We start from the raw sequence: 23,749 nt of genomic DNA on the forward strand, positions 1-23,749 counted from the left end.
CCCGGTTTGCTGTTGACTGAACCGCGAACCGGGGACGTGGTGATGAGGAAGAGAGCGCAATGAATCAATATCTGCTGGTAGCCGGCCTGCTGGGCGAACTGACCGCCGAACTGCAACGTCTGGAACGTTGGCAAGCGACCCATCCGGGGGAAGAGGCCCTGGCCAGCGAGCTGCCGTTTTGCGTCGATACCCTGAGCTTCGATCAGTGGCTGCAGTTCGTGCTGATCCCGCGCATGGAGCAGTTGGTGCTGCTGCAGGCGCCATTGCCCAGCAGCGTCTCTCTCTATCCCATGGCCAGCGAAGTCTACAAGGAAGAGCTGGCCGAGGTCGAAGCCCTGCTGCGCCTGATCGCCCGCTTCGATCTGCTGCTCTCCGGCAAAGTGGTCGAACAATGATGAGCGAGCAGACCCTGGTTCATCAGAAGAAAACGCAGACGGGTGGCAGTTCAGATGCTTGCACCACTCAAGACGACGGCGAGATGAAGCTGACCCTGCTCTACCAGGATGACTGGCTGGTGGCGGTCAACAAGCCCTCCGGTCTGCTGGTGCATCGCAGCTGGCTCGACAAGGCCGAAACCCGTTTTGCCATGCAGATGACCCGGGATCTCATCGGTGGTCGTCACGTCTACCCGGTACATCGGCTGGACAGACCCACCTCGGGGGTGCTGCTGTTTGCCCTCGATCCTGCCGTGGCCCGTACCCTGACCGAGGCCTTTGCCGCCCGTCAGGTCCACAAGGAGTATCTGGCGCTGGTGCGTGGCTGGGCTCCGGAGCAGGGGGTGATCGACTACCCCCTCAAGGAGCAGCTGGACAAGATCGCCGATGCCATGAGCGATCCGGATCGTCCGGCCCAGGAGGCGGTGACCGCGTTTCGTCGCCTGCATCAGGTCGAGCTGCCCCATGCGGTTTCCAAGAAACACCCTACCAGTCGCTACAGCCTGGTTCGGCTGTTCCCCAAGACGGGTCGCAAGCATCAGCTGCGCCGCCATCTCGATCATCTGTTCCACCCCATCGTCGGTGACACCACCCACGGCGATGGCCGCCACAACCGCTTCTTTCGCGAGCACTATGGCTGTGATCGCCTGCTGCTGGTGGCTCGCACCCTCAGCTTTCAGCACCCGGTGCTGAAGGTGCCGATGCGCATCCAGGCGCCGCTGGGGTCGCACGTGCTGCAGCTGTTTGCCGAACTGGGCTGGCCTGCCAGCGAGAGCGACTACTGAGGCGTTCGGGGTGTTGCCTGACTCCGCGCTGTGGCATGCTGGGCATCCATGTTGGTCAAAGGGGGTCGTGATGGCGCAGATAGATATAGTGGTGGGAACCGTGTACGGCGCGGCAATGCTGGTGGCCGAGACGCTGGCTGCGCGGCTGGAACAGGCGGGACACGGCTGCCGGGTGTTCGAGGAGGCAGAGCTGGAAGATCTGGATGCGAGTCGATTCTTGCTGGTCATCACCGCCACCACCGGCCAGGGCGACATTCCGCCCAATCTGCAACCACTGGCTACTGCTCTGACTGATCGGGCGCCCTATATGAAAGGGTGGCGTTATGCCCTCATCGCCATGGGGGACAGCAGCTATGAGCACTTCTGCGGCGCCGGTCGCCACCTCGATGGACTGCTGCAGGAGCTTGGCGCCAGCCCTCTGCTGCCCCGCCTGGAAATAGATGCCACCGTCGACGATGAACCGGAAAAAGTGGCGCTGGCCTGGCTCGATGACTGGCTAAATAAACTCTAGCGACCACTCTTTTTCATCACTTATAGATCCCCGTTCAGTCCGTCTGGCGGGGATATTTATTTTGTGGGGCAGGTCAGTCTCAACTGGCCATATTTGCCCGCTATTTCTCCGGTTATTTTTCAAGCCGTTCCTTGTTTGCTCAGTGATTTATTTCGGCGCCAGCTGACATGCCGCAAATTTAAAAGTTCCCCATTGAAAGCGATTTCAGTCATGTTTTTGTCATCAATTTGAATATTTATCACTTAATCTTCGAAGCGAATTAATTGTTGGTAGCGGTTTCATGGTGGATCTTTTTGCATTTCAACCATGGTAAATAGTGAATTATTGCATAAATCTACAATTATCCATCCCATAAAACCCTCTGCGGCCAATGCTGGGCGATTTGTCGCCATTTTGTGAATCAGCTCATGTTTGTCCCGAAATTGGCTACCTATAATCGGCCTCGGTTATCACCCAAACGTTTTTACGGTGATAAGAACTTGGATATTCAGGATCACACTCCTCACAGCGGGAATAAGGAAAATGAAAATGAAAGCAAAGTGGCTCCCGATCGCTGCAGCAGTAACCGCAGCCCTGGCTTCCCAAGCCGCCTTCGCCGTTGATTTCCACGGCTACATGCGTTCCGGTGTCGGTACTTCCGATAACGGCGGCCTGCAAACCTATTCCAAGGCGAAAGTCGGTCGTCTGGGCAACGAAGCCGAGACTTACGGCGAAGTTCAGCTGGGTCAAGAAGCTTACAACAAGGACGGCAAGTCCTTCTACGTAGACTCCATGTTTGCAATGGTGGCAGGTCAGCAGGGTCGTGACTGGGAAAGCACCAGCGGCAGCGATGCCGACTTTGCTCTGCGCCAATTCAACGTCCAGGCCAAGGGCGTGCTGGGCTTCGCGCCGGAAGCTACCCTGTGGGCCGGTAAGCGTTACTATCAACGTCACGACATCCACATCTCCGACTTCTACTACTGGGATGTGTCTGGTGCCGGTGCTGGTGTAGAAAACATCCAGGCTGGTCCGGGCAAGCTCTCATTTGCATGGCTGCGTAACGACCCGTGGGAAGATTACGACAAGTTTGTAGGTGGTGTTGGTGTCGACAAGCGTGTTGATACCGACGTACTGGACCTGCGTTATGCTGGTATTCCGCTGTGGCAAGACGGCTCCCTGGAGCTGGGCTATGACTACGCCCGCGGCAACCTGACCGATGAGCAGAAAGCGGCTCTGGGCAGCAAGGATTACGAGAAAAACGGCCACATGCTGACCGCCGAGTTGACCCAATCCATGCTGGGTGGCTTCAACAAGACCGTGGTTCAGTATTTCGCCGACGGTTATGCCGCTCAGGCTGTTGACTACGGTAGCGGTTCTGGCAGCGGCCTGAGCCAATCTGCCGCCAAGGGCGATGGCTGGCGCTTCATCAACTGGGGCGTGCTGCCGGTTGGCGACAAGGTCGAGTTTGGTCACCAGCTGGTTTACGGTACTGCCAGTGACCTCGAGAATGACAGCGTTGACAAAGACACCTTCTCCGTTGTCGTTCGCCCGATGTACAAGTGGAATGACACCATGAAGACCATCGCCGAGCTTGGCTATCACCATGACAGCTACAAGCCGAACAATGGCACCGAAACCAGCACCATCGGCAAGAAATACACCCTGGCTCAGGCCTGGTCCGCTGGCTCCAGCTTCTGGGCCCGTCCGGAAATCCGTGTCTACGCTTCCTACCTGGATTCTGACGGCCAGTTCCGCCCGGATGCCAATGGCGTGAAACAGGACGATTCCTGGAACTTCGGTGTTCAAGCTGAAGCTTGGTGGTAATCTGTTGACGTCATGACTGCAAGTGCCCCCGCATGACGGGGGCTCTTTTTTTACAACACGTTTCTTAGGGTCACGCGATGAGATATTCCAGATTAGCCTTGACTGTATTCTGTTCTGTTGTGCTGGGTGGGTGCGCCACGTTGGAAACGACGGTAGCGCCGACTCAGGAGTTCAAGTCCATCATGGGAAATCGCGACGTTGCGATGAGCCAATTGGCTACGGTTAGCAGCTGCTGTCGCGATGTCTCCAGTCTGCCGTTTCAGGACATACAACCGGGCGCAACCAAGCTTATCCCCATTGATGGCAGCTCCCCCGTTTACGCTTTCAGCGAAGGGAAAAGCCACTTTGCCGCCTTCCGGTTGCCGGTCAACTCCGGTGACCTGCGCATCACGGTTGATGGCTTGATCGACAAATCGCTGTTCAACCCGACCGTCTTGATGCTTGATTCCAAATTCAATGTGACCCGCAAGTTGGGCAGCGACGTGTTCAAGTACGAGCCTGCACGCATGCTGCAGGGGGATCGCATGGAAGCCGTGTTTACCGTGGATCGCTCCTATGTCGGTAACCCCAATAACGAAAGTTACATGGTGATCTACACAGACCAGAGTGGTCTGGACAAAACAACCACCATTCTGAGCCCTTCCAAGCTGATGACCAAGTCGCTGGGGGTGGTTGATTATGGCGAAAAAGACCCCGTCATTCCGCACTCCCCCTGGGGCGTGGTCAGCCTCTCTGTGGAGGACTTGAGTGGCGTCAAAACCGAGAGCAACTATTACAAACCTGTCTATCAGGATGTGATTGATGCCAACACCCCGGTAGTCAACACGGCACCAAACAAGCTTGTCGTGCCCCTGGCGACCGCCGGTGCAGTCAAGAGCAGTGCCCCCATGCTGAGCGAAACCGAGGCCTTCTATCAATCCCAGATCGAGAAAGCGGTGAAAGCCGGCGACATCGACAAGGCGATGAGATTGGTCAGCGAAGCTGAACGGGCAGGTTCGACTAAGGCGAAATCGGTCTTTGTGGATGCGGTCAAGCGTTCCCAGAAAGGCTGAATATCGTCCGGTCTTTAAAAGATAATATTTATTTGAGGCCTCCCTTGTTGGAGGCCTTTTTAATCGGTAGACTAAAATAGAAAAAACAGCAAATGGTTACATTAAGTTACATTGCGTTTCATGGTGTATTGTTTTGATTGGCTAAAATACAATGCGAAACAGCACTTTTCATATTTCTGGTTTAGCATGAAGATGCCGAAATATAGCTGTAATTAGCTGAAAATTCCCGCCGAAATTATCTTGTGATCTCCCCTCCAAATTTTTTATTCGCTTACCCCTGATGGAAGATATTTGCGATCTGCTGGGTTATATTCAGCTGGTCAAAATAAACAAACCCGCGTCGAATTCATGCCGATGAGAGATGATGTTCTTGGTCGTCTATAAATTGGACTGAAGCGTCTACGGTAAGACATTCCATTCAGGAGCGCACACATGTTAAAAAATGCTTTCTCTAATCTGCAAAAGGTCGGTAAGGCGCTGATGCTGCCAGTATCGGTCTTGCCCGTTGCAGGTATTCTGCTGGGGGTGGGTGCTGCCCACTTCAGCTGGTTGCCGGAAATTGTCTCCCAGCTGATGGAGCAGGCCGGCGGTTCCGTATTCGGTCAGATGGCCCTGCTGTTCGCCGTGGGCGTAGCGCTTGGCTTTACCAATAACGACGGCGTATCCGGCCTGTCTGCCATCGTTGGCTACGGCATCATGAGCGCCACCCTGAAGGTGATGGCCCCCGTGATGGGCGTCGAGACCATCGAGACCGGCGTACTGGGTGGTATCCTCGCCGGTGGCGTGGCCGCCTGGGCGTTCAACCGCTTCTACAAGATCCAGCTGCCCGAGTACCTGGGCTTCTTCGCCGGCAAGCGCGCCGTGCCCATCATCACCGGTTTCGTCTCCATCGGTCTGGGCGTGATCCTGTCCGTGATTTGGCCGCCGGTAGGTGCCGCCATCGGTGCCTTCTCCGACTGGGCTGCCAACCAGAACCCGGTACTGGCCTTCGGTATCTACGGCGTGGTTGAACGTTCACTGATCCCGTTCGGTCTGCACCACATCTGGAACGTGCCGTTCTTCTATCAGGCTGGTACCTGTGTCAACGCCGCTGGCGAAACCGTACACGGCATCATGACCTGCTTCCTGACTGCTGACGACGCCTCCCGCGCTGCCGGCAACGGCTTCGGCCAGCTGGCTGGTGGCTACCTGTTCAAGATGTTCGGTCTGCCTGCCGCCGCGTTTGCCATCGCGCACTCCGCCAAGCCGGAAAACCGCGCCAAGATCGTAGGTATCATGGCCTCTGCCGCCCTGACCTCTTTCCTGACCGGTATCACCGAGCCTATCGAGTTCTCCTTCCTGTTCATCGCCCCGGTACTGTACGCCATCCACGCCGTGCTGGCCGGTCTGGCCTACGTGCTGACCAACTCCCTGGGCGTGGTACACGGCCACACCTTCTCCAACGGCTTCATCGACTTCGTGGTGCAATCCCCGCGTGCCGATCACATGCTGCTGCTGGTGGGTCTGGGTCTGGTTTATGCCGTCATCTACTACGTGGTCTTCACCGTGGTCATCCGTGCCATGAACCTGAAAACCCCGGGTCGTGAAGACGAAGCGGCCGAAGAGAGCGTTGGTCAGAGCAAGGACGAGATGTCTGCCGCACTGGTCACTGCCTTCGGTGGCAAGGAGAACATCGCTTCTCTGGACGCTTGCATCACCCGTCTGCGTGTCGGCGTGAAGGATGTGGCCAAGGTTGACCAGGCTGGTCTGAAGAAACTGGGCGCCGCCGGTGTGGTGGTTGCAGGTTCTGGCGTACAAGCCATCTTCGGTACCAAGTCCGACAACCTGAAAACCGACATGGACATCTGGATGAAGAGCAACTAATCCCTGCTTTCATTCCGAGTTCCGAAAAGGGAGGCGCAAGCCTCCCTTTTTGCTGGGCCGCGTTTGGGCGGCGGGGCATGTGCGGGGCTGGCCTGATGACGCCTGCCTGATGTGACCCAATGAAAAAGGCGCCCGTGGGCGCCTTTGCTGCATCAGACCGGTTTAGAGCTTTTCCAGATCCCGCTCGATTTCGCTGATCTTGTTCTGCACCACTTTTTCCAGGTGACGCAGGTCGCGCAAGATCTTCTGCTTGATGTCCGGGTCGGCCTGCACGTGCACGCCCTGGGTCAGGTTGTCGAGCTCGTCCACCACGTATTTCAGATTGGCGTTGATCTCGGTGACATCCTTGTACTCATGGGTGCCCGAATCGACCAGCATGGTCTTGCGCTGGCGCGGGTATTTGAACTTGACGCTCTTGGCGAAAAACTCGCCCTTCTGCTTCTTGAAGTAGATCTTGAGGATGTCGTGGTTGGCCTCCTGGCGCAGGGTATAGCTGTCGACGGAGGCGGGATCCTGGATCCCCAGGCTCTTCAGATTCTCGTACATCAGGCTTCCTCGGTTTGAAACGATCCTGTCACGTCTATCTTAACCGAGCCGGTGTGGCTTGCCTGTGACAGGGGCGCCAAAATCAAAAGGGCGCCATCAGGCGCCCTTTTAAATCACAGCAAAACCGCTTACTCGTCGATGGAACGCAGCAGGGCGTTGATGCCGACCTTGGCGCGGGTCTTGGCATCTACCTTCTTGACGATGACGGCTGCGTAGAGGCTGTACTTGCCGCACTTGGAGGGCAGGGAGCCGGAGACGACCACCGAGCCAGCCGGCACGCGGCCGTAGTGGATCTCGCCGGTTTCACGGTCATAGATACGAGTGGACTGGCCGATGAAGACGCCCATGGAGATGACGGAGCCTTCCTCCACGATCACCCCTTCCACCACTTCGGAGCGGGCACCGATGAAGCAGTTGTCCTCGATGATGGTCGGGTTGGCCTGCAGCGGCTCCAGCACGCCGCCGATGCCGACGCCGCCGGAGAGGTGCACGTTCTTGCCGATCTGGGCGCAGGAGCCCACGGTGGCCCAGGTGTCGACCATGGTGCCTTCATCGACGAAGGCGCCGATGTTGACGTAGGAGGGCATCAGCACGGTATTGGGCGCGATGAAGGAGCCTTTGCGGGCGGTAGCTGGCGGTACGACACGCACACCGGCGGCCTTGAACTGCTCGGCGCTGTAGTCGGAGAACTTGAGGGGAACCTTGTCGTAGTATTGGGCATCGTCGCCCTTGATGATGCCGTTGTCATTGATGCGGAAGTAGAGCAGCACCGCCTTCTTCAACCACTGGTGCACCACCCACTCGCCGGCAATCTTCTCGGCGACGCGGGCCTTGCCGGAATCCAGCAGGTCGATGGCTTGCAGGATGGCGGCCTTGGTGGCGGCATCGACGGAGCCGGGAGTGATGGAATCACGGCGCTCGAAGGCCGCTTCAATGATCTGTTGCAACTCGGTCATGACAGGTTTCCTTTAAAAAATTCCGTTTGTTGTATCACACTTTTCCAACTGTTTTTAAGGGCCCGGGCCGATTTCTTCACAAGAACGGCGATTTACTGTACTCCAGTGGCCCAACCACTTGTTCTGACTGAAAAATCAGGCTGATAAACGGGGTCTTGTGAGGCCGATCCGGGGTGCCATAGGCCTAACGTTCAGCACTCTCCACAGGGTTGAGCTGATTGACCAGCCGCTCTTCCAGTGCTTGCTGCTCGGTCTGGGTCAGGGGTTCGCCAGCCAGGGTGGTGAGGCTGAAGAAGTCCTCCACCCGCTCGCCGATGGTGGTGATCTTGGCGGCGTGCAGCGACAGGCCGCACTGCTGGAACACGGCCCCGATGCGGGCCAGCAGGCCCGGGGTGTCGAGCGCGGTCAGCTCCAGCAGGGTGTGGCGGTTTTCCCCCTTGTGGGGCAGAAACACCACCCGGGTCGGTACGCTGAACTGGCGGTGGCGGCGCGACAGGGGCTTGCTGCGCAGCACCAGCCTGCCCGGCTCCTGCAGCGCCTTCTCCAGCTCCTTCTTGATGGTGGCGGTGCGGTTGGGGCTGATGGGCTCGCCGTTGGGTTCGAGCACCACGAAGGTATCGAGCACGTAGTCGCTGCGCGAATTCATGATCTGGGCGTCGTGGATGTTGAGGTTCTTCTGATCCAGCGCCGAGGCCACGGTGGCGAACAGATTCGGGGTGTCGCGACAGTAGATGAACACCTCGCTGCCGCCGCGGGTCGGGTGCTTGCCGATGATCACCAGCGGTGCCGGGTTGTCGCCGTGCTCGATGATCTTGCGGCAGTGCCAGGCGATCTGTTCCGGGGTGTGGCGCAGGAAATAATCGGCCTTGAAATCGCTCCAGAGCTGGTTGATGGCCTCCTCCGGCACGTCGCGCTGGGCCAGGAACTGCTTGGCCTGGCGCTGGTTTTCACGGATCCGCAGGCGCATGTCCGGCGGGTTCTCCAGCCCCTGGCGCAGGGCTTTCTGGGTGGCGAAGTAGAGCTCGCGCAGCAGGGTGCCCTTCCAGTCGTTCCACAGGGTGTCGTTGGTGGCGCAGATATCGGCCACGGTCAGGCAGTAGAGCAGGTCGAGGTGCTGCTCGTCGCGCACCTTCTGGGCAAAGTCGGTGACCACGTCCGGGTCGTAGATGTCGCGGCGCTGGGCGGTGACCGACATCAGCAGATGGTGGCGCACCAGCCAGGCGACCAGCCGGCTCTCGTAGCGATCCAGACCGTGCAACTGGCAGAACTCCAGCGCATCGACGGCGCCGAGCTCGGAGTGATCGCCGCGTCGCCCCTTGGCGATGTCGTGAAACAGGGCGGCAATGCTGAGCAGCTCGGGCTTGCGCAGCCGGGTGAAGACCTCGTGGCAGAGCGGGTGGGTCTGGCGGCTGGCCGGGTTGGGAAACTGGTGGATGTTCTTGAGCAGCCGGTGGGTGTGTTCGTCCACCGTGTAGGCGTGGAACATGTCGAACTGCATCTGGCCGACGATAAGGTTCCACTGCGGCAGGTAGGCGGCCAGGATGCCATATTTGTGCATCAGGCTGAGCGGTTGGCCGATGCCGTTGGGGTGGCGCAGCAGCGCCATGAACAGGCGGCGGCACTCGGGCTGGTCCTGCAGCCAGCAGTTGAGCTTGCGGCGCGCCTCGCGCAGCTGGCGCAGGGTGGCGGAGTGGATGCCGGCAATCTCCGGGTGCTGGGCAATCTGGTAGAAGAGGCGCAGGATGGCGGCGGGATCGCGGCCGAACAGCTCGCTATCCACCGCATCGATGAGGCGCCCGCGCAACTGGAACTCGTCGGAGAGGCGGCGCACATCCATGGCGGTGTTGCCGAGGATCGCCTCGTCAAACAGCTGCAGCAGCATCTCGTTGAGCTCGGAGACCCGTCGCACTGTCTGATAGAAGCGCTTCATCATCTGCTCGACCGGGGTGTTGCCTTCCCCCTCGAAACCCAGCATCTGGGCCACGGTGCGCTGGCGATCGAACAGCAGCCGGTTGTCGCCCTTGTTGATGGCCATGTGCAGGGCGAAGCGCACCTTCCAGAGGAAATTCTGGCAGTCGAGCAGCTCGCGATACTCGGCCCGGTTGAGAAAACCGTGGCTGGTCATCTCGAACAGGGTGGTGGCGCCGAAGTGGCGGCGAGCCACCCAGGCCAGGGTCTGGATGTCGCGCAGTCCCCCCGGATTGCACTTGAGATCCGGTTCGAGCTTGTAGGCGGTGCCGAGAAACTGCTGGTGGCGCTGGGCCTGCTCTTCGCGCTTGGCCTTGAAGAACTGCTCGCTCGGCCAGAAGTGCTGGGGGCCGGTGGCCTCCTTGAGCTGCTGGAAGCCCGCCTCGCGGCCGGTGATGTAGCGCGCCTCGATGAGGTTGGTGGCGACCGTGATGTCGCCTCGCCCCTGCTCGATGCACTCGCGCACGTTGCGCACCGCCTGGCCCACCTCCAGCTTGAGATCCCACAACAGGGTGATGAACTCGCCGATGCGCAGCCCCAGCACCTCGTCCAGCTCGTCCCCTTCGTAGAGGATCAGCAGGTCGATGTCGGAGTGGGGGTGCAGCTCACCGCGGCCATAGCCCCCCACCGCGATCAGGGTGAGCTCCGTCTTGTCGAAGCCGAATTTCTGCCACAGCCGGGTCAGAAGCTGGTCCATGTATTCGGAGCGGGTGGCCACCAGCTCGATGATGTTGTCACCGGCGTCGAAGCGGGCGTGCAGCCAGCCGAGAAAACGGCTCAGGTACTCCTTGCAGTTCTCGCGGGTGAGCTGATCGTCGGGCAGCAGATGGGGGGAAAGCAGGCTGGCGTCCATGGCGTCTCACACTCTTGTCACAGGCCGAAGTGCGGGGCCTGCGGCTGATAAAAACAAAACCCCGGCGAGGGGCCGGGGTTTGATGTTAACCGTGTTTGATGAGACGGTCGATAGTGTCGTCCGGGCGCAGGGTCAGCACCTCGCAGCCATCCTCGGTCACCAGCAGGGTGTGCTCCCACTGGGCGGAGTCGCCGCCATCCTTGGTGGTCACGGTCCAGCCATCTTTCGGGTTGACCTTGCAGTGGTACTTCTTGCTGTTGACCATGGGCTCGATGGTGAAGCATATGCCCGGTTTGAGCTCCAGCTTGCCGCCGTTGCGGTAGTGCAGGATCTGCGGCTCTTCGTGGAACTCGGCCCCGATGCCGTGACCGCAGTAGTCACGTACCACGGAGAAACCGGCCTTCTCGACGATGGGCTGGATCACGGCGCCGATCTCGGTGATGCACATGCCGGGGCGCACCTGCTTGATGGCGGCGTAGAGGCTCTCCTGAGCCACCTTGCAGAGCTGGCGACGCAGCGGGGTGGTCTCGCCCACGATGAACATGGCGGAGGTATCACCGTGGTAGCCATCCTTGATGACGGTGATGTCGAGGTTGATGATGTCACCCTCGCGCAGCTTCTTGTGGTTCGGGATGCCGTGGCAGATCACATCGTTCACCGAAGTGCAGATGGATTTGGGGAAGCCGTGATAGTTGAGCGGGGCAGGGATGGCCTGCTGCACGTCGACCATGTAGTTGTGGCAGATGGTGTTCAGTTCGTCGGTGGTGACGCCCGCCTTGACGTGGGGGGCGATCATGACCAGCACATCGGCGGCCAGTTGGCCGGCAACGCGCATCTTTTCAATCTCTTCCGGTGTCTTGATTTTAATGGACATGGGATCTCTCTTGGGACCTGACCGCGCACCCTGTGATGTCCGGCAATCAGGTAATGAAAAATAGATGCGTTTGCAATCAGGCCAAAATTTTATCCCCAACCCCCGTTTACTTCCAGTGTGATTGTCATCACAGCGTCAAATCGGTGCCGCAACCTGCTCGGCAGGGATCCATTTTTAGCGGTGAGGCTGGTGGTGTCCTGACCAAAGTTATGGTATAAAGCGCGCCGGAATGGGGAACTTGTCTCCCCGTACCATCACCCTTACTTAAACAACACACACACATCGACACATATGCCGGGGTGCCTTAACGGGTCGGTTATATGGGATGTGTGGAGGCCTAACCCCAATACGAGGTATAAAATGGCTAAAGTTTCTATGCGCGACATGCTGCAAGCCGGCGTTCACTTCGGTCACCAGACTCGTTACTGGAACCCGAAAATGAAATCCTACATCTTCGGTGCCCGCAGCAAGGTTCACATCATCAACCTGGAAAAAACCGTTCCGATGTTTGACGATGCCATGAACTTCATCAGCTCCGTAGCTGCCAAGAAGGGCAAGGTACTGTTCGTAGGTACCAAGCGTGCCGCGTCTGAAGCCGTAAAAGAAGCCGCTGAGCGTTGCGACCAGTTCTATGTTAACCACCGCTGGCTGGGCGGCATGCTGACCAACTGGAAAACCGTTCGTCAGTCCATCAAGCGCCTGAAAGATCTGGAAACCCAGAGCCAGGACGGTACCTTCGACAAGCTGACCAAGAAAGAGGCGCTGATGCGTACTCGCGAAATGGAAAAGCTGGAGAAGAGCCTGGGTGGTATCAAGAACATGGGCGGCCTGCCTGACGTTCTGTTCGTTGTCGATGCCGACCACGAGCACATCGCTATCAAAGAAGCCAACAACCTGGGTATCCCGGTAGTTTCCATCGTTGATACCAACTCCAACCCGGACGGCGTTGACTATGTCATCCCGGGTAACGACGACGCTATCCGTGCCGTTCAGCTGTACCTGAATGCTGCTGCTGACACCGTACTGGAAGCTCGCGCTCAGGACATCGTTGTTCAAGCCGAACAAGATGGCTTCGTTGAAGCTGAGTAATTGATAAGGACTGCAAAGCCCTTATTAACCAAGCTGATGTAATTGGTTAGCAGGGGCCCTTGTGGCCCCTGTTTCTTGTCAATTCAAGACCGAGGATACTGGACATGGCAAACATTTCTGCCGCCCTGGTAAAAGAACTGCGCGAGCGCACCGCCGCTGGCATGATGGATTGCAAAAAAGCACTGGAAGAAGCCAACGGTGATATCGAACTGGCTATCGAAAACATGCGCAAATCCGGTCAGGCCAAAGCCGCCAAGAAAGCTGGCCGTATCGCCGCTGAAGGTGTGATCTTCGCCCGTACCGAAGGCAACGTTGCCGTCATGATCGAGCTGAACTGCGAGACTGACTTCGTTTCCAAGGATGCCGGCTTCCTGGCCATGGGTCAGAAAATCGTTGAGATCGCCGCTACCCAGAAGATTGCTGACGTTGACGCGCTGAAAGCCGCTGACTTCGGCAACGGCGAGTCCGTAGAGCTGACCATCACCAACCTGATCGCCAAGATCGGTGAGAACATGAACCTGCGTCGCGTGATGCTGGTTGAAGGTGACAACCTGGGCACCTACGTTCACGGTTCCCGTATCGGTGTTATCACCAAGCTGGTCGGCGGTACCGACGAGCTGGCCAAAGATCTGGCCATGCACGTTGCTGCCAACAGCCCGCAATTCGTCAAGCCGGAAGATGTGTCTGCCGACGTCGTTGCCAAAGAGCGCGAAATCCAGATCGACATCGCCATCAACTCCGGCAAGCCGAAAGAGATCGCCGAGAAGATGGTTGAAGGCCGCATGAAGAAGTTCACCGGTGAGGTTTCCCTGACTGGTCAGCCGTTCGTGAAGGATCCTTCCATGACCGTTGCCGAACTGCTGAAGAAAGAAGGCGCTGACGTTGTTTCCTTCACCCGTTTCGAAGTGGGCGAAGGCATCGAGAAGCAAGAGACCGATTTCGCTGCAGAAGTAGCAGCTCAAATCGCGGCCGCTCAAAAGGCCTAATCGAACCGGTTTTTCCGTTTCCCCAGACCGCGACTTATGTCGCGGTCTTTATATGACCAGGAATCAGTGACATGAGTACCAATCCCAAGCCTGCATACAGACGTGTTCTTCTGAAGTTGAGTGGTGAAGCCCTGCAAGGATCCGAGGGTTTTGGCATTGATCCGGCGGTGCTGGATCGGATGGCCCAAGAGATCAAAGAACTGGTTGAGCTGGGTGTTCAGGTCGGTCTGGTCATCGGTGGCGGCAACCTGTTCCGTGGTGCCGGTCTTGCCAAGGCGGGCATGAACCGCGTGGTGGGCGACCACATGGGTATGCTGGCTACCGTGATGAACGGTCTGGCCATGCGTGATGCCCTGCATCGTGCTTATGTGAATGCCCGTCTGATGTCTGCCATCTCCCTGCAAGGCATCTGTGACTCCTATGTCTGGGCTGAAGCCATCAGCCAGCTGCGCGCCGGCAAGGTGGTGATCTTCTCCGCCGGTACCGGCAACCCCTTCTTTACTACCGATTCTGCGGCCTGTCTGCGCGGGATCGAGATCGAAGCTGACGTCGTGCTCAAGGCCACCAAGGTGGATGGCGTGTTCACGGATGATCCGGTCAAGAACCCGGATGCCGTGCTGTACCATGAACTGAGTTATGATGAAGTTCTTGAAAAAGAACTCAAAGTGATGGATCTTGCTGCTTTTACTCTGGCCCGCGACCACGATCTGCCGATCCGCGTGTTCAACATGAACAAGCCGGGTGCGCTGCGTCGGGTGATCATGGGTGAGCCGGAAGGTACCCTGATCCACCATGTCAGCAAGTGAGACAAGCGTGAGCTCCGGCTCGTTTGTCCATGACGCCAGCAAATAAGATAGATACGGGCCGGTAGACGGCTCGTTCGCCAAAAGGAAAACCACTGTGATCAACGAGATTAAAAACGACGCCAAGGACCGCATGGGCAAGAGTGTCGAGTCGCTCAAGACCCAGATGTCCAAGATCCGCACCGGCCGCGCTCACCCGAGTCTGCTTGACGGCATCCAGGTGGAGTATTACGGTGCCGCCACTCCTCTGAAACAGTTGGCCAACGTGGTGGCAGAAGATGCCCGCACCCTCTCCATCTCCATCTTCGATCGCTCCATGATCCAGGCGGTGGAAAAGGCCATCCTGACCTCCGATCTGGGCCTGAATCCGTCCAGCAACGGCCAGACCCTGCGCGTGCCGCTGCCGCCGCTGACCGAAGAGCGCCGTCGTGATCTGACCAAGATCGTGCGTGCCGAAGCGGAAGGTGCCCGGGTTGCCGTTCGCAACATCCGTCGCGATGCCAACGCCGATCTGAAAGCCCTGCTCAAAGACAAAGAGATCTCCGAAGACGACGACCGTCGTGCCCAGGAAGAGATCCAGAAGTTGACCGATTCCTTCATCAAGCTGGTAGACGATGCGCTGGCCGTGAAGGAAAAGGAGCTAATGGAAATCTAAGCCTCTGACAGGTATATTACGAGCGCCGTGTAGTGCCCCTGCACGGCGCTTTTGTCTTTGTGGGAGAAATGAATGTCGCTTTTGGCAGCCGTAGGTGATTGTGCCAATACGTCCTTGCCTCGTCATGTGGCCATCATCATGGATGGCAACGGACGCTGGGCCCAGAACCGTGGCAAGATGCGGGTCTATGGCCACAAGGCCGGTGTGAAGTCTGTTCGCGAGGCGGTGACCTTTGCCGCGCGTGCCAAACTGGATGCGCTCACTCTGTTTGCGTTTTCCAGCGAGAACTGGCGCCGCCCGGAAGGGGAGGTCAGTGCCCTGATGGAACTGTTTATAACGGTGCTGGGCCGCGAGGTTAAAAAACTGCACAGCAACGGCATTCGGCTCAAGGTGATCGGCGATACCGCCCGCTTCAGCGAACGGCTGCAGGCCAAAATCGCCAAGGCGGAGGCGCTGACCGCCAACAACAGGGGGCTGACCCTCAACATCGCCGCCAATTACGGTGGCCAGTGGGACATCACCCAGGCGGCTCGCAAGCTTGCCACGGCTGTGGCGGCAGGTGAATTGTCGGCCGACCAGATTGATGAAACCCTGCTTGGTCGCGAGGTGTGCATGGCCGACCTGCCGCCGGTGGATCTGCTGATCCGTACCGGTGGCGATCATCGCATCAGCAACTTCGTGCTGTGGCAGCTCGCCTATGCCGAGCTCTATTTTACCCCGGTGCTGTGGCCCGACTTCGGCGAAGCCGAGTTCAGCGAGGCCGTGGCCTCCTTCGTTTCTCGTGAGCGCCGTTTTGGCTGCACCGGTGAACAGATCCGGGAATTGATCGCCGAGCAACAGACCGGCTAACCCCCCTCCCAAGAGAGAGGCTTCTTTTGCTAAAACAACGAATTATTACCGCATTGCTACTGGTTCCCCTGGTGTTGGGAGCCCTCTTTTTTCTGCCGTTGAAATTCTTTGCCCTGTTGGCATCCCTGGTATTTCTGTTGGCCAGCCGCGAGTGGAGCGGCTTTGTCTCCGCCAAACCGCAGCAGTGGCTGCCGCTGGTCTATTGCCTGCTGCTCGGTGCGAGCCTGTTTTGGCTGCCGGTGGAGCAGTTGTGGACTCCCCACCTGCATCCGCTGGTGATGGGCGTGCTCTGGACCGCCGTCAGCTGGTGGCTGCTGGGGCTGCTGCTGGTGCTGCGCTATCCCCAGAGCGCCAAGCTGTGGAAGGAGTCCATCTGGCTCAAGTCCCTGTTCGGTCTGGTGACCCTGGTGCCCTTCTTCTGGTCCCTGGTGGCCATCCGTGGTTACAACTTCTATCACGACCCCATGATGGGGGCCTGGATCCTGCTGTTCGTGATGGGACTGGTCTGGGCGGCAGATTCTGGCGCGTATTTTTTCGGCAAGGCGTTCGGCAAACACAAGCTGGCGCCGGCCGTGAGCCCGGGTAAAACCATCGAAGGCATGTGTGGCGGCCTGTTTACCGCCAGCCTGCTGGCGGTGGGGGTGACCTGGTTCATGGGCTTCGTGCCCGCCAAGATGGCCATAGTGCTGTTCTGCTCCCTGCTGGCGGTGCTCGCCTCTGTGCTCGGTGACCTGACCGAGAGCATGTTCAAGCGCGAGGCCGGCATCAAGGATTCAGGGACCCTGCTGCCCGGTCACGGCGGTATTCTCGACCGTATCGACAGCCTGACCGCCGCCCTGCCGGTGTTCCTGCTCAGCTACCTGCTGCTCAGCCAGGAGTTCTGATGGACTGCCCGATGATCCGGCAGGCCGCAGGTGCCATCCATTCGTCATACAGCGGGAGTTTTGATGCATAACCTGGTGATTCTGGGAGCCTCCGGCTCCATCGGTCAGAGTACGCTCAAGGTACTGCGGCACAATCCTGGGCGCTGGCAGGTGCTGGCGCTGACGGCGGCCCGCAGCGTGGATGCCATGCTGCGCGACTGCCTCGAGTTTTCCCCCCGTTTCGCCGTCATGGTGGACGAGGCGGCTGCCGCCGAGTTGGCCGGTCAACTCAAGACCCACGGCAGCGCCACCCGGGTGCTGTCCGGTCCGGCCGCCCTGTGTGACGTGGCCGCTCACCCCGATGCCCACAGCGTGATGGCGGCCATCGTCGGTGCCGCCGGCCTCGCCCCCACCATGGCCGCCGTGCGGGCCGGCAAGCGCATCCTGCTGGCCAACAAGGAGGCGCTGGTGATGTCCGGTGCCTTCTTCATGGAGGCGGTACGCGAGCACGGCGCCGAGCTGCTGCCCATCGACAGCGAACACAACGCCATTTTCCAGTGCCTGCCCGAGGCCATCCAGCGCCAGCCGGGCTTTTGCGACCTGGCGGGGGCCGGGATCAGCAAGATCCTGCTGACCGGCTCCGGCGGCCCGTTCCGCTACACCGACATCGGCGAGCTGGCCCATGTCACCCCGGCCCAGGCCATCGCCCATCCCAACTGGTCCATGGGGGCCAAGATCTCGGTCGACTCCGCCACCATGATCAACAAGGGGCTGGAGTATATCGAGGCGCGCTGGCTGTTCAACGCGGCGCCCGAGCAGATCCAGGTGGTGATCCATCCCCAGTCGGTCATCCACTCCATGGTGCAGTACAAGGACGGCTCCGTGCTGGCTCAGCTCGGCAACCCGGACATGTGCACCCCCATCGCCCACGCCCTGGCCTATCCGGCTCGGGTCGAGTCCGGTGTGGAACCTTTGGACTTCTTCAGTGTCGGAGAGTTCAGCTTTATCCGTCCCGACTATGAGCGCTATCCCTGCCTGGCGCTGGCCATGAGTGCCTGCCGGCAGGGGCAGGCCGCAACCACGGCCCTCAATGCCGCCAACGAGGAGGCCGTAGCGGCTTTCCTTGCAGAGCGGATCGGTTTTATGGATATTGCCAGAGTCAATGAGGTCACCATGCTCGCCCTGGGCGGCACGGATGTCGGCTCGCTGGACGATTTGATTGCGCTGGATGGGGCGGCCCGTGCCCGTGCTCACAATTTGATTGAGGAGCTTAGCTGATGAGAAGTATTTCGTGGCATTGTGCTGCCTTCACCCTGATTGTCGGAGACAGGACCATGCATGAATGCGAGGTGATGGGCTGATGGGCGGTGTGTTGTGGAACATTGGTGCCTTTATCGTCGCCCTCGGGCTGCTGGTTGCGGTACATGAATTCGGCCACTTCTGGGTGGCCCGCCGCTGCGGCGTCAAGGTCGAGCGCTTCTCCATCGGCTTTGGCAAGGCCATCTGGCGCCGGCTCGGCAAGGATGGCACCGAGTACGTGCTGGCCCTGATCCCCCTTGGCGGTTACGTCAAGATGCTGGATGGCCGGGTCGACGAGCTCAAGCCCGGTGACGAGCAATACGCCTTCAACCACAAGAGCGTCTGGGCGCGGATGGCCATCGTCGCAGCCGGCCCCATGGCCAACTTCGTGTTTGCCCTGTTCGCCCTCTGGCTGATGTTCATGATCGGCGTCCCCGCCGTCAAACCCGTGGTGGGCGAGGTGCGTCCCGCCTCCATCGTGGCGGCGGCCGGGGTGGAGCCCGGCATGGAGATCGTCGGCGTCGGCGGCGAGGAGACAGGTGACTGGGAGAGCGTGACCTATGCCCTCATCAGCCACCTTGGCGATGACTCGGTCCAGCTCAAGCTCAAGGCGGCCAACACCAGTTATGCGGTGGACAAGACCCTGCAACTGGCCGGCTGGAAGTTTGATCCCGACAAGGAGTCTCCCATCGGCAGCCTCGGGATAGTGCCCCTCGGTGGCAAGGTGCTGCCGGTGGTCGAGGCTGTGGTGGCCGCGAGCGCCAGCGAGAAGGCCGGCCTCCAGGCTGGCGACCGCATCAAGCGGGTAGGGGATGAGGCGATCACCGAGTGGGTTCAGTTTGTCCACCAGGTGCAGCAGTCGCCCAGGCAGCCGCTTGAGGTGACCGTCGAGCGGGCGGGCAGCGAGCTGACCCTGACTCTGACCCCGGATGCCAAGAAGGTGCGGGGCCAGCTGGTCGGTTTCGTCGGCCTGTCGCCGCAACTGGTTCCATTACCGGATGAGTATCGGATTCTGTTACAGTATGGGCCTTTGCAAGCCCTGTGGCAGGGCGCCCAGAAGACCTGGAGCCTGACCACCCTGACCTTCGACATGATCGGCAAGCTGATCGGTGGCATCGTCTCGCTGGACAACCTGAGCGGCCCCATCTCCATTGCCAAGGGGGCGGGCAGCAGTGCCGACTATGGACTGGTCTATTTCCTCGGTTTTCTGGCGCTCATCAGCGTCAACCTGGGGATCATCAACCTGTTCCCCCTGCCGGTGCTGGATGGTGGCCATCTGGTCTACTTCCTCATCGAGGCGGTCACCGGCAAGCCGGTATCGGAAAAAATTCAGGAAGTGGGTTTCCGGATTGGCGCCGCCATTCTGATGTTACTGATGGGTATTGCGCTGTTTAATGATTTCGCTCGCCTCTGAGGCCAGAGCATCAACAAGGACACATAAGAACAAAATGGCTGTTAAAAAAGCATTGGTGTTGAGTTGCCTGCTGGGTGCCAGTTTCCTGGCCCAGGCGGCCCCTGCCTCTTTTGTGGTGCAAGATATTCAGGTTGAAGGTCTGCAGCGGGTGACCCTGGGTGCCGCCCTGTTGAACCTGCCGATCCGGGTTGGCGATTCCGTCGACTCAGTCGCGCTGGCCAACGCCATCAAGAAGCTCTATGCCTCCGGCAACTTCGAGGACGTCAAGGTCTACCGCGACGGCCAGGTACTGCAGGTGATGGTCAAGGAGCGGCCGACCATCTCCAGCATCGAATTCTCCGGCAACAAGGACATCAAGGAGGAGCAGCTGACCCAGAGCCTGGAGTCCTCCGGCATCCGGGTGGGTGATCCCCTCGATCGCACCGTGCTGAGCTCCCTCGAGAAGGGGCTGGAAGATTTCTACTACGGCGTGGGCAAGTACTCCGCCAAGGTCAAGGCCATCGTCACCCCGCTGCCGCGCAACCGGGTAGACCTCAAGTTCACCTTCGTGGAAGGGGAAGCGGCCAAGATCCAGCAGATCAACATCGTCGGCAACAACGTCTTCCCGGAAGAGAAGCTGCTGGCCCAGCTCTCCCTCAAGGATGACGTGCCCTGGTGGAACTTCACCGGCGACCAGCGCTACCAGAAGCAGAAACTGGCCGGCGACATCGAAACCCTGCGCTCCTACTACATGGACCGCGGCTACATCCGCTTCCAGCAGGAGTCCACCCAGGTCTCCATGACCCCGGACAAGAAGGGGGTTTACGTCACCCTCAACGTCAAGGAAGGGGATCAGTACAAGGTTTCCGGCATCCAGCTCAAGGGCGATCTGATCGACCGCGGCGGCGAGATGAAGGGGCTCATCCCCATCGAGACCGGCAGCATCTACTCCGCCAGCCAGGTGACCCACACCGAAGAGGTGCTCTCCAAGTTCCTCGGTCGCTACGGCTACGCCTACCCGAAAGTAGTCACCTTCCCGCAGGTCAACGACCAGACCAAGGAAGTGGAGCTCATCGTCAACATCGAGCCGGGCCCGCGCGTCTACGTGCGCAACATCAACTTCAGCGGCAACGTCACCACCAAGGACGAAGTGCTGCGCCGCGAGATGCGTCAGATGGAGGGCACCTGGCTCTCCTCCGACAGCGTCGAGCAGTCCAAGACCCGTCTCAACCGCCTCGGCTTCTTCGAGAGCGCCGAAGTGGACACCAAGCGGGTGCCGGGCAGCGATGACCAGGTTGATCTGGACTTCAAGGTCAAGGAGCAGCCTGCCGGTTCCATCAACGCCGGCGTGGGCTACGGTACCGAGTCGGGCCTGAGCCTGCAGGCGGGCCTGCAGCAGGACAACTTCATGGGGACCGGCAAGAAGATCGGCATCTCCGCCAGTACCAACAAGTACTCCAAGAGCGTCGACCTCAGCTACAACGATCCCTACTTCACCGTGGACGGGGTCAGCCTGGGCGGTCGTCTCTACTACAACCAGTTCAGTGCGGCCGACGCCAACATCGTGGACTACGAGAACACCACCATCGGCTTCCGCCTCTCCAGTGGTTTCCCGGTCAACGAGAACAACCGTCTCGACTTCAGCCTCGGGGTCGAAAACAACAAACTGTCCCAGCCCAACCCCTATCTGCAGGTGGATGAGTTCTGGAAGGTGTACAGCAAGAACAAGGATGGCGACAATCGCATGGTGTTCAACACCGTCGACGTCACCGCCGGCTGGACCCGTTCCACCCTCAACAAGGGCCAGTTCCCGACCGCCGGTGATCGTCAGCGGGTCAACGCCAAGGTCACAGTGCCGGGCATGGATCTGCAGTACTTCAAGCTCAACGCCGAAGACGCGCACTACTTCCCGTTCGATGCGGATCACAAGTGGGTGCTGATGGCCAAGGCGCGTGCCTCCTACGGCAACGGCTACGGCAGCAACGGCAACTATGATCACGTACTGCCGTTCTTCGAGAACTACTTCGCCGGTGGTTTCGACACCCTGCGCGGCTTCAAGAGCAACACCGTCGGTCCGAAGGCGCTCTACTACTACAACCTGAGCGGCAACGACGTCATCCAGGGTACCGACAGCTCGGTGGGCGGCAACGCCCTGGCGGTCGCCTCCCTCGAGATGATAGTGCCGACGCCGTTTGCGTCCGAGACCTATCAGCCGCAACTGCGGACCAGCTTCTTCATCGATGCCGGCTCCGTGTGGGATACCACCTTCGACTATGACCAGTATCGCAACCGTTGCTTCAGCGGCTGCAACTATCTGGCCGACTATTCGGATCCGACCAACTACCGCGCCTCGGCCGGTCTGTCGCTGCAGTGGCTCTCCCCGATGGGCCCGCTGGTGTTCGCGATTGCCCGTCCGCTCAAGCAGTACGAGGGCGACCGGACCGAGTTCTTCTCATTCAACATCGGCCGTACCTTCTAAGGACGGACCTTGCCCCCACCCAATGGTGGGGGTATTCAATGATGGGACGCGCAGCCTGCGTGCCTCACCAGGTAACAAGTCGGTCCGGGTACCACTTGCATAATCAGGTAAATCAGGTAGCCCTCACATGAGGGAACAAGGAGTAAGTGTGAATAAAGCGTTGAAAGTAGCTGGTTTGAGTTTTGCACTGATGGCTGCCGGCATGGGCTCCGCCTTGGCCGAGACCAAGATCGCCGTGGTCGACATGGGCGAAGTCTTCCAGAAGCTGCCCCAGCGTGAAGCCGTTTCCAAGAAGCTGAAAGGCGAATTCGAGCCGCGCATGCGCGAGCTGCAGAAGCTGGAAGCCGATGGTCAGAAACTGGTCGAGAAGTTCAAGAAGGATGAAGCCTTCATGAGCGCCGACCAGAAAAAACAAAGCCAGGAGAAGCTGGCCAAGCTGCAGATGGAGTTCAACCAGAAGCGTCAGGCGTTTGAACAGGACAACGGTCGCCGTCAGTCCGAAGAGCGCAACAAGATCCTGACCAAGGTGCAGGCTGCCATCGACTCCATCGCCAAGAGCAATGGTTACGATCTGGTGCTGGAGCGCAATGCCGCCCCGTACGCCGCCAGCAAGCTGGACATCTCTGCCCAGGTTATTTCTCAGGTAAGCAAGAGCAACTAATTGATGGCATTCACTCTCGCACAGCTGGCCCAGCAACTGGGGGCCCAGGTCCATGGCGACGGAACCCTGGAAATCCGCAAGGTAGCGACACTGGAAAAGGCCGGGGAGGGGGACATCACCTTCCTGTCCAATAAAAAGTACCGGCATTATCTGGAGCAGAGCAAGGCGACCGCCGTGCTCATCACAGAAGCGGATCTGCCATTTTGTCCCACCAATGCCCTGGTGCTCAAAGACCCCTATGTGGGCTTTGCAAGGGTTGCCCAACTGCTGGACACCACGCCGCAGCCGGCCACGGATATCCATCCGAGCGCGGTGATCGCGGCGGACGTGCAACTGGGCGAGAGAGTGGCCATCGGGGCCAATGCGGTGATCGAATCCGGCGTGGTGCTGGGGGATGATGTGCGCATCGGTCCGGGCTGTTTCGTTGGCAAGAATACCCGACTGGGAGCCCGCTCCCGGTTGTGGGCCAACGTCACCCTCTATCACGACGTCACCATGGGCACCGACTGTCTGGTTCAATCCGGCACAGTGATCGGCGCCGATGGTTTCGGTTATGCCAACGAGCGCGGCGAGTGGATCAAGATCCCCCAGCTCGGCGGCGTGACCATCGGCAACCGGGTCGAGATCGGTGCCTGCACCACCATCGACCGCGGCGCGCTGGAAGATACCCGCATCGCTGACAACGTCATCATCGACAACCAGTGCCAGATCGCCCATAACGTCGAGATCGGCTACGGCACCGCCGTGGCGGGCTCCACCGTGATGGCAGGTAGTCTCAAGGTCGGCAAATACTGTATCATTGGCGGCGCCTCCGTCTTTAACGGGCATATGGAGATCTGCGACCAGGCCACCGTTACCGGCATGGCCATGGTGATGCGACCCATTACCGAGCCCGGTGTCTACTCTTCCGGCATCCCCCTGCAAACCAATAAAGAGTGGCGCAAGACCGCCGCCCGGGTGATGCGTATCGAAGAGATGCACAAGCGGTTGAGCAAGCTTGAGAAGAAGCTGGACCAAGAATAATCAC

At 59.3% G+C, this 23,749-nt stretch carries 21 protein-coding genes; 17 read left to right on the forward strand and 4 right to left on the reverse strand.

From position 1 onward, the window contains the following. Positions 1-59 precede the first annotated feature (59 nt). The 6 genes from I6L38_RS02790 to ptsG all read left to right on the forward strand — a co-directional run bounded on the left by I6L38_RS02790 (position 60) and on the right by ptsG (position 6,448). Positions 60-395, forward strand: a complete 336-nt coding sequence (locus tag I6L38_RS02790) for a YqcC family protein (protein ID WP_005303485.1) — start codon at positions 60-62, stop codon at positions 393-395. After that, a complete protein-coding gene (gene truC / locus I6L38_RS02795) occupies positions 392-1,219 on the forward strand; it encodes a tRNA pseudouridine(65) synthase TruC (RefSeq protein ID WP_174704186.1) in 828 nt (275 codons plus the stop codon). Before I6L38_RS02790 ends, truC begins: the two co-directional genes overlap by 4 nt. 70 nt (positions 1,220-1,289) lie before the next feature. Continuing rightward, positions 1,290-1,730 carry a flavodoxin gene (locus tag I6L38_RS02800; RefSeq protein WP_042009254.1) on the forward strand — a complete coding sequence of 147 codons (441 nt, stop codon included), beginning with the start codon at positions 1,290-1,292 and terminating at the stop codon, positions 1,728-1,730. A 528-nt stretch (positions 1,731-2,258) separates the two neighbouring features. Next, positions 2,259-3,533, forward strand: a complete 1,275-nt coding sequence (locus I6L38_RS02805) for a maltoporin (protein WP_026141369.1) — start codon at positions 2,259-2,261, stop codon at positions 3,531-3,533. A 182-nt stretch (positions 3,534-3,715) separates the two neighbouring features. Beyond that, positions 3,716-4,585, forward strand: a complete 870-nt coding sequence (locus I6L38_RS02810; RefSeq protein WP_226009481.1) for a MalM family protein — start codon at positions 3,716-3,718, stop codon at positions 4,583-4,585. Positions 4,586-5,017: 432 nt separating this feature from the next. Then, positions 5,018-6,448 (forward strand): PTS glucose transporter subunit IIBC, encoded by a 1,431-nt coding sequence (ptsG, locus tag I6L38_RS02815; protein ID WP_017764113.1) that lies wholly within the window; start codon positions 5,018-5,020, stop codon positions 6,446-6,448. A gap of 162 nt (positions 6,449-6,610) precedes the next feature. On the opposite strand, the gene I6L38_RS02820 is transcribed toward ptsG, so the two are convergent. The 4 genes from I6L38_RS02820 to map all read right to left on the reverse strand — a co-directional run bounded on the left by I6L38_RS02820 (position 6,611) and on the right by map (position 11,645). Beyond that, a complete protein-coding gene (locus I6L38_RS02820) occupies positions 6,611-6,994 on the reverse strand; it encodes a DUF3461 family protein (protein ID WP_005303475.1) in 384 nt (127 codons plus the stop codon). Between the two features lie 128 nt (positions 6,995-7,122). After that, positions 7,123-7,950 (reverse strand): 2,3,4,5-tetrahydropyridine-2,6-dicarboxylate N-succinyltransferase, encoded by an 828-nt coding sequence (gene dapD, locus I6L38_RS02825; RefSeq protein ID WP_005303473.1) that lies wholly within the window; start codon positions 7,948-7,950, stop codon positions 7,123-7,125. A gap of 184 nt (positions 7,951-8,134) precedes the next feature. Then, positions 8,135-10,771 (reverse strand): bifunctional uridylyltransferase/uridylyl-removing protein GlnD, encoded by a 2,637-nt coding sequence (glnD, locus tag I6L38_RS02830; RefSeq protein WP_216989125.1) that lies wholly within the window; start codon positions 10,769-10,771, stop codon positions 8,135-8,137. Between the two features lie 85 nt (positions 10,772-10,856). Beyond that, positions 10,857-11,645, reverse strand: coding sequence for a type I methionyl aminopeptidase (map, locus tag I6L38_RS02835; RefSeq protein WP_216989126.1), 789 nt, complete (start codon positions 11,643-11,645; stop codon positions 10,857-10,859). Between the two features lie 360 nt (positions 11,646-12,005). On the opposite strand from map, the gene rpsB reads away from it, so the two are divergent. The 11 genes from rpsB to lpxD all read left to right on the forward strand — a co-directional run bounded on the left by rpsB (position 12,006) and on the right by lpxD (position 23,745). Further along, positions 12,006-12,734 (forward strand): 30S ribosomal protein S2, encoded by a 729-nt coding sequence (gene rpsB / locus I6L38_RS02840; protein ID WP_005303470.1) that lies wholly within the window; start codon positions 12,006-12,008, stop codon positions 12,732-12,734. 104 nt (positions 12,735-12,838) lie between these two features. After that, complete coding sequence (gene tsf, locus I6L38_RS02845) at positions 12,839-13,720, forward strand: translation elongation factor Ts (RefSeq protein ID WP_005303460.1); 882 nt, start codon at positions 12,839-12,841, stop codon at positions 13,718-13,720. Between the two features lie 71 nt (positions 13,721-13,791). Continuing rightward, positions 13,792-14,526 (forward strand): UMP kinase, encoded by a 735-nt coding sequence (gene pyrH / locus I6L38_RS02850; protein ID WP_005303458.1) that lies wholly within the window; start codon positions 13,792-13,794, stop codon positions 14,524-14,526. 94 nt (positions 14,527-14,620) lie between these two features. Next, the gene (gene frr, locus I6L38_RS02855; RefSeq protein WP_005303456.1) at positions 14,621-15,178 is read left to right on the forward strand and encodes a ribosome recycling factor; all 558 of its coding nucleotides are present in this window, start codon (positions 14,621-14,623) and stop codon (positions 15,176-15,178) included. A 72-nt stretch (positions 15,179-15,250) separates the two neighbouring features. After that, entirely contained in the window at positions 15,251-16,027 is a 777-nt protein-coding gene (gene uppS, locus I6L38_RS02860; RefSeq protein WP_043171952.1) for a polyprenyl diphosphate synthase, read from the forward strand. 26 nt (positions 16,028-16,053) lie between these two features. Beyond that, the gene (locus tag I6L38_RS02865) at positions 16,054-16,911 is read left to right on the forward strand and encodes a phosphatidate cytidylyltransferase (protein ID WP_005303453.1); all 858 of its coding nucleotides are present in this window, start codon (positions 16,054-16,056) and stop codon (positions 16,909-16,911) included. Between the two features lie 63 nt (positions 16,912-16,974). Further along, positions 16,975-18,168, forward strand: a complete 1,194-nt coding sequence (gene ispC, locus I6L38_RS02870) for a 1-deoxy-D-xylulose-5-phosphate reductoisomerase (protein WP_043171951.1) — start codon at positions 16,975-16,977, stop codon at positions 18,166-18,168. Between the two features lie 82 nt (positions 18,169-18,250). After that, complete coding sequence (gene rseP / locus I6L38_RS02875; protein WP_043171962.1) at positions 18,251-19,603, forward strand: sigma E protease regulator RseP; 1,353 nt, start codon at positions 18,251-18,253, stop codon at positions 19,601-19,603. A 34-nt stretch (positions 19,604-19,637) separates the two neighbouring features. Next, positions 19,638-22,061, forward strand: a complete 2,424-nt coding sequence (gene bamA, locus I6L38_RS02880) for an outer membrane protein assembly factor BamA (RefSeq protein WP_005303446.1) — start codon at positions 19,638-19,640, stop codon at positions 22,059-22,061. A 148-nt stretch (positions 22,062-22,209) separates the two neighbouring features. After that, the gene (locus I6L38_RS02885) at positions 22,210-22,722 is read left to right on the forward strand and encodes an OmpH family outer membrane protein (RefSeq protein WP_017764121.1); all 513 of its coding nucleotides are present in this window, start codon (positions 22,210-22,212) and stop codon (positions 22,720-22,722) included. 3 nt (positions 22,723-22,725) lie between these two features. Next, on the forward strand, positions 22,726-23,745 hold the full coding sequence (gene lpxD, locus I6L38_RS02890; RefSeq protein ID WP_005303442.1) for a UDP-3-O-(3-hydroxymyristoyl)glucosamine N-acyltransferase: 1,020 nt from the start codon (positions 22,726-22,728) through the stop codon (positions 23,743-23,745). Positions 23,746-23,749: the final 4 nt, after the last annotated feature.

Source organism: Aeromonas sp. FDAARGOS 1408 (assembly GCF_019048665.1).
GTDB classification, from domain to species: Bacteria; Pseudomonadota; Gammaproteobacteria; order Enterobacterales; family Aeromonadaceae; genus Aeromonas; species Aeromonas dhakensis.

Excerpts from the sequence above, each read along its gene's own strand:
- I6L38_RS02790 (WP_005303485.1), top strand. The coding sequence starts at position 60 with ATGAATCAATATCTGCTGGTAGCCGGCCTGCTGGGCGAACTGACCGCC.
- truC (WP_174704186.1), top strand. The coding sequence starts at position 392 with ATGATGAGCGAGCAGACCCTGGTTCATCAGAAGAAAACGCAGACGGGT.
- I6L38_RS02800 (WP_042009254.1), top strand. The coding sequence starts at position 1,290 with ATGGCGCAGATAGATATAGTGGTGGGAACCGTGTACGGCGCGGCAATG.
- I6L38_RS02805 (WP_026141369.1), top strand. The coding sequence starts at position 2,259 with ATGAAAGCAAAGTGGCTCCCGATCGCTGCAGCAGTAACCGCAGCCCTG.
- I6L38_RS02810 (WP_226009481.1), top strand. The coding sequence starts at position 3,716 with ATGGGAAATCGCGACGTTGCGATGAGCCAATTGGCTACGGTTAGCAGC.
- ptsG (WP_017764113.1), top strand. The coding sequence starts at position 5,018 with ATGTTAAAAAATGCTTTCTCTAATCTGCAAAAGGTCGGTAAGGCGCTG.
- I6L38_RS02820 (WP_005303475.1), bottom strand. The coding sequence starts at position 6,994 with ATGTACGAGAATCTGAAGAGCCTGGGGATCCAGGATCCCGCCTCCGTC.
- dapD (WP_005303473.1), bottom strand. The coding sequence starts at position 7,950 with ATGACCGAGTTGCAACAGATCATTGAAGCGGCCTTCGAGCGCCGTGAT.
- glnD (WP_216989125.1), bottom strand. The coding sequence starts at position 10,771 with ATGGACGCCAGCCTGCTTTCCCCCCATCTGCTGCCCGACGATCAGCTC.
- map (WP_216989126.1), bottom strand. The coding sequence starts at position 11,645 with ATGTCCATTAAAATCAAGACACCGGAAGAGATTGAAAAGATGCGCGTT.
- rpsB (WP_005303470.1), top strand. The coding sequence starts at position 12,006 with ATGGCTAAAGTTTCTATGCGCGACATGCTGCAAGCCGGCGTTCACTTC.
- tsf (WP_005303460.1), top strand. The coding sequence starts at position 12,839 with ATGGCAAACATTTCTGCCGCCCTGGTAAAAGAACTGCGCGAGCGCACC.
- pyrH (WP_005303458.1), top strand. The coding sequence starts at position 13,792 with ATGAGTACCAATCCCAAGCCTGCATACAGACGTGTTCTTCTGAAGTTG.
- uppS (WP_043171952.1), top strand. The coding sequence starts at position 15,251 with ATGTCGCTTTTGGCAGCCGTAGGTGATTGTGCCAATACGTCCTTGCCT.
- ispC (WP_043171951.1), top strand. The coding sequence starts at position 16,975 with ATGCATAACCTGGTGATTCTGGGAGCCTCCGGCTCCATCGGTCAGAGT.
- rseP (WP_043171962.1), top strand. The coding sequence starts at position 18,251 with ATGGGCGGTGTGTTGTGGAACATTGGTGCCTTTATCGTCGCCCTCGGG.
- bamA (WP_005303446.1), top strand. The coding sequence starts at position 19,638 with ATGGCTGTTAAAAAAGCATTGGTGTTGAGTTGCCTGCTGGGTGCCAGT.
- lpxD (WP_005303442.1), top strand. The coding sequence starts at position 22,726 with ATGGCATTCACTCTCGCACAGCTGGCCCAGCAACTGGGGGCCCAGGTC.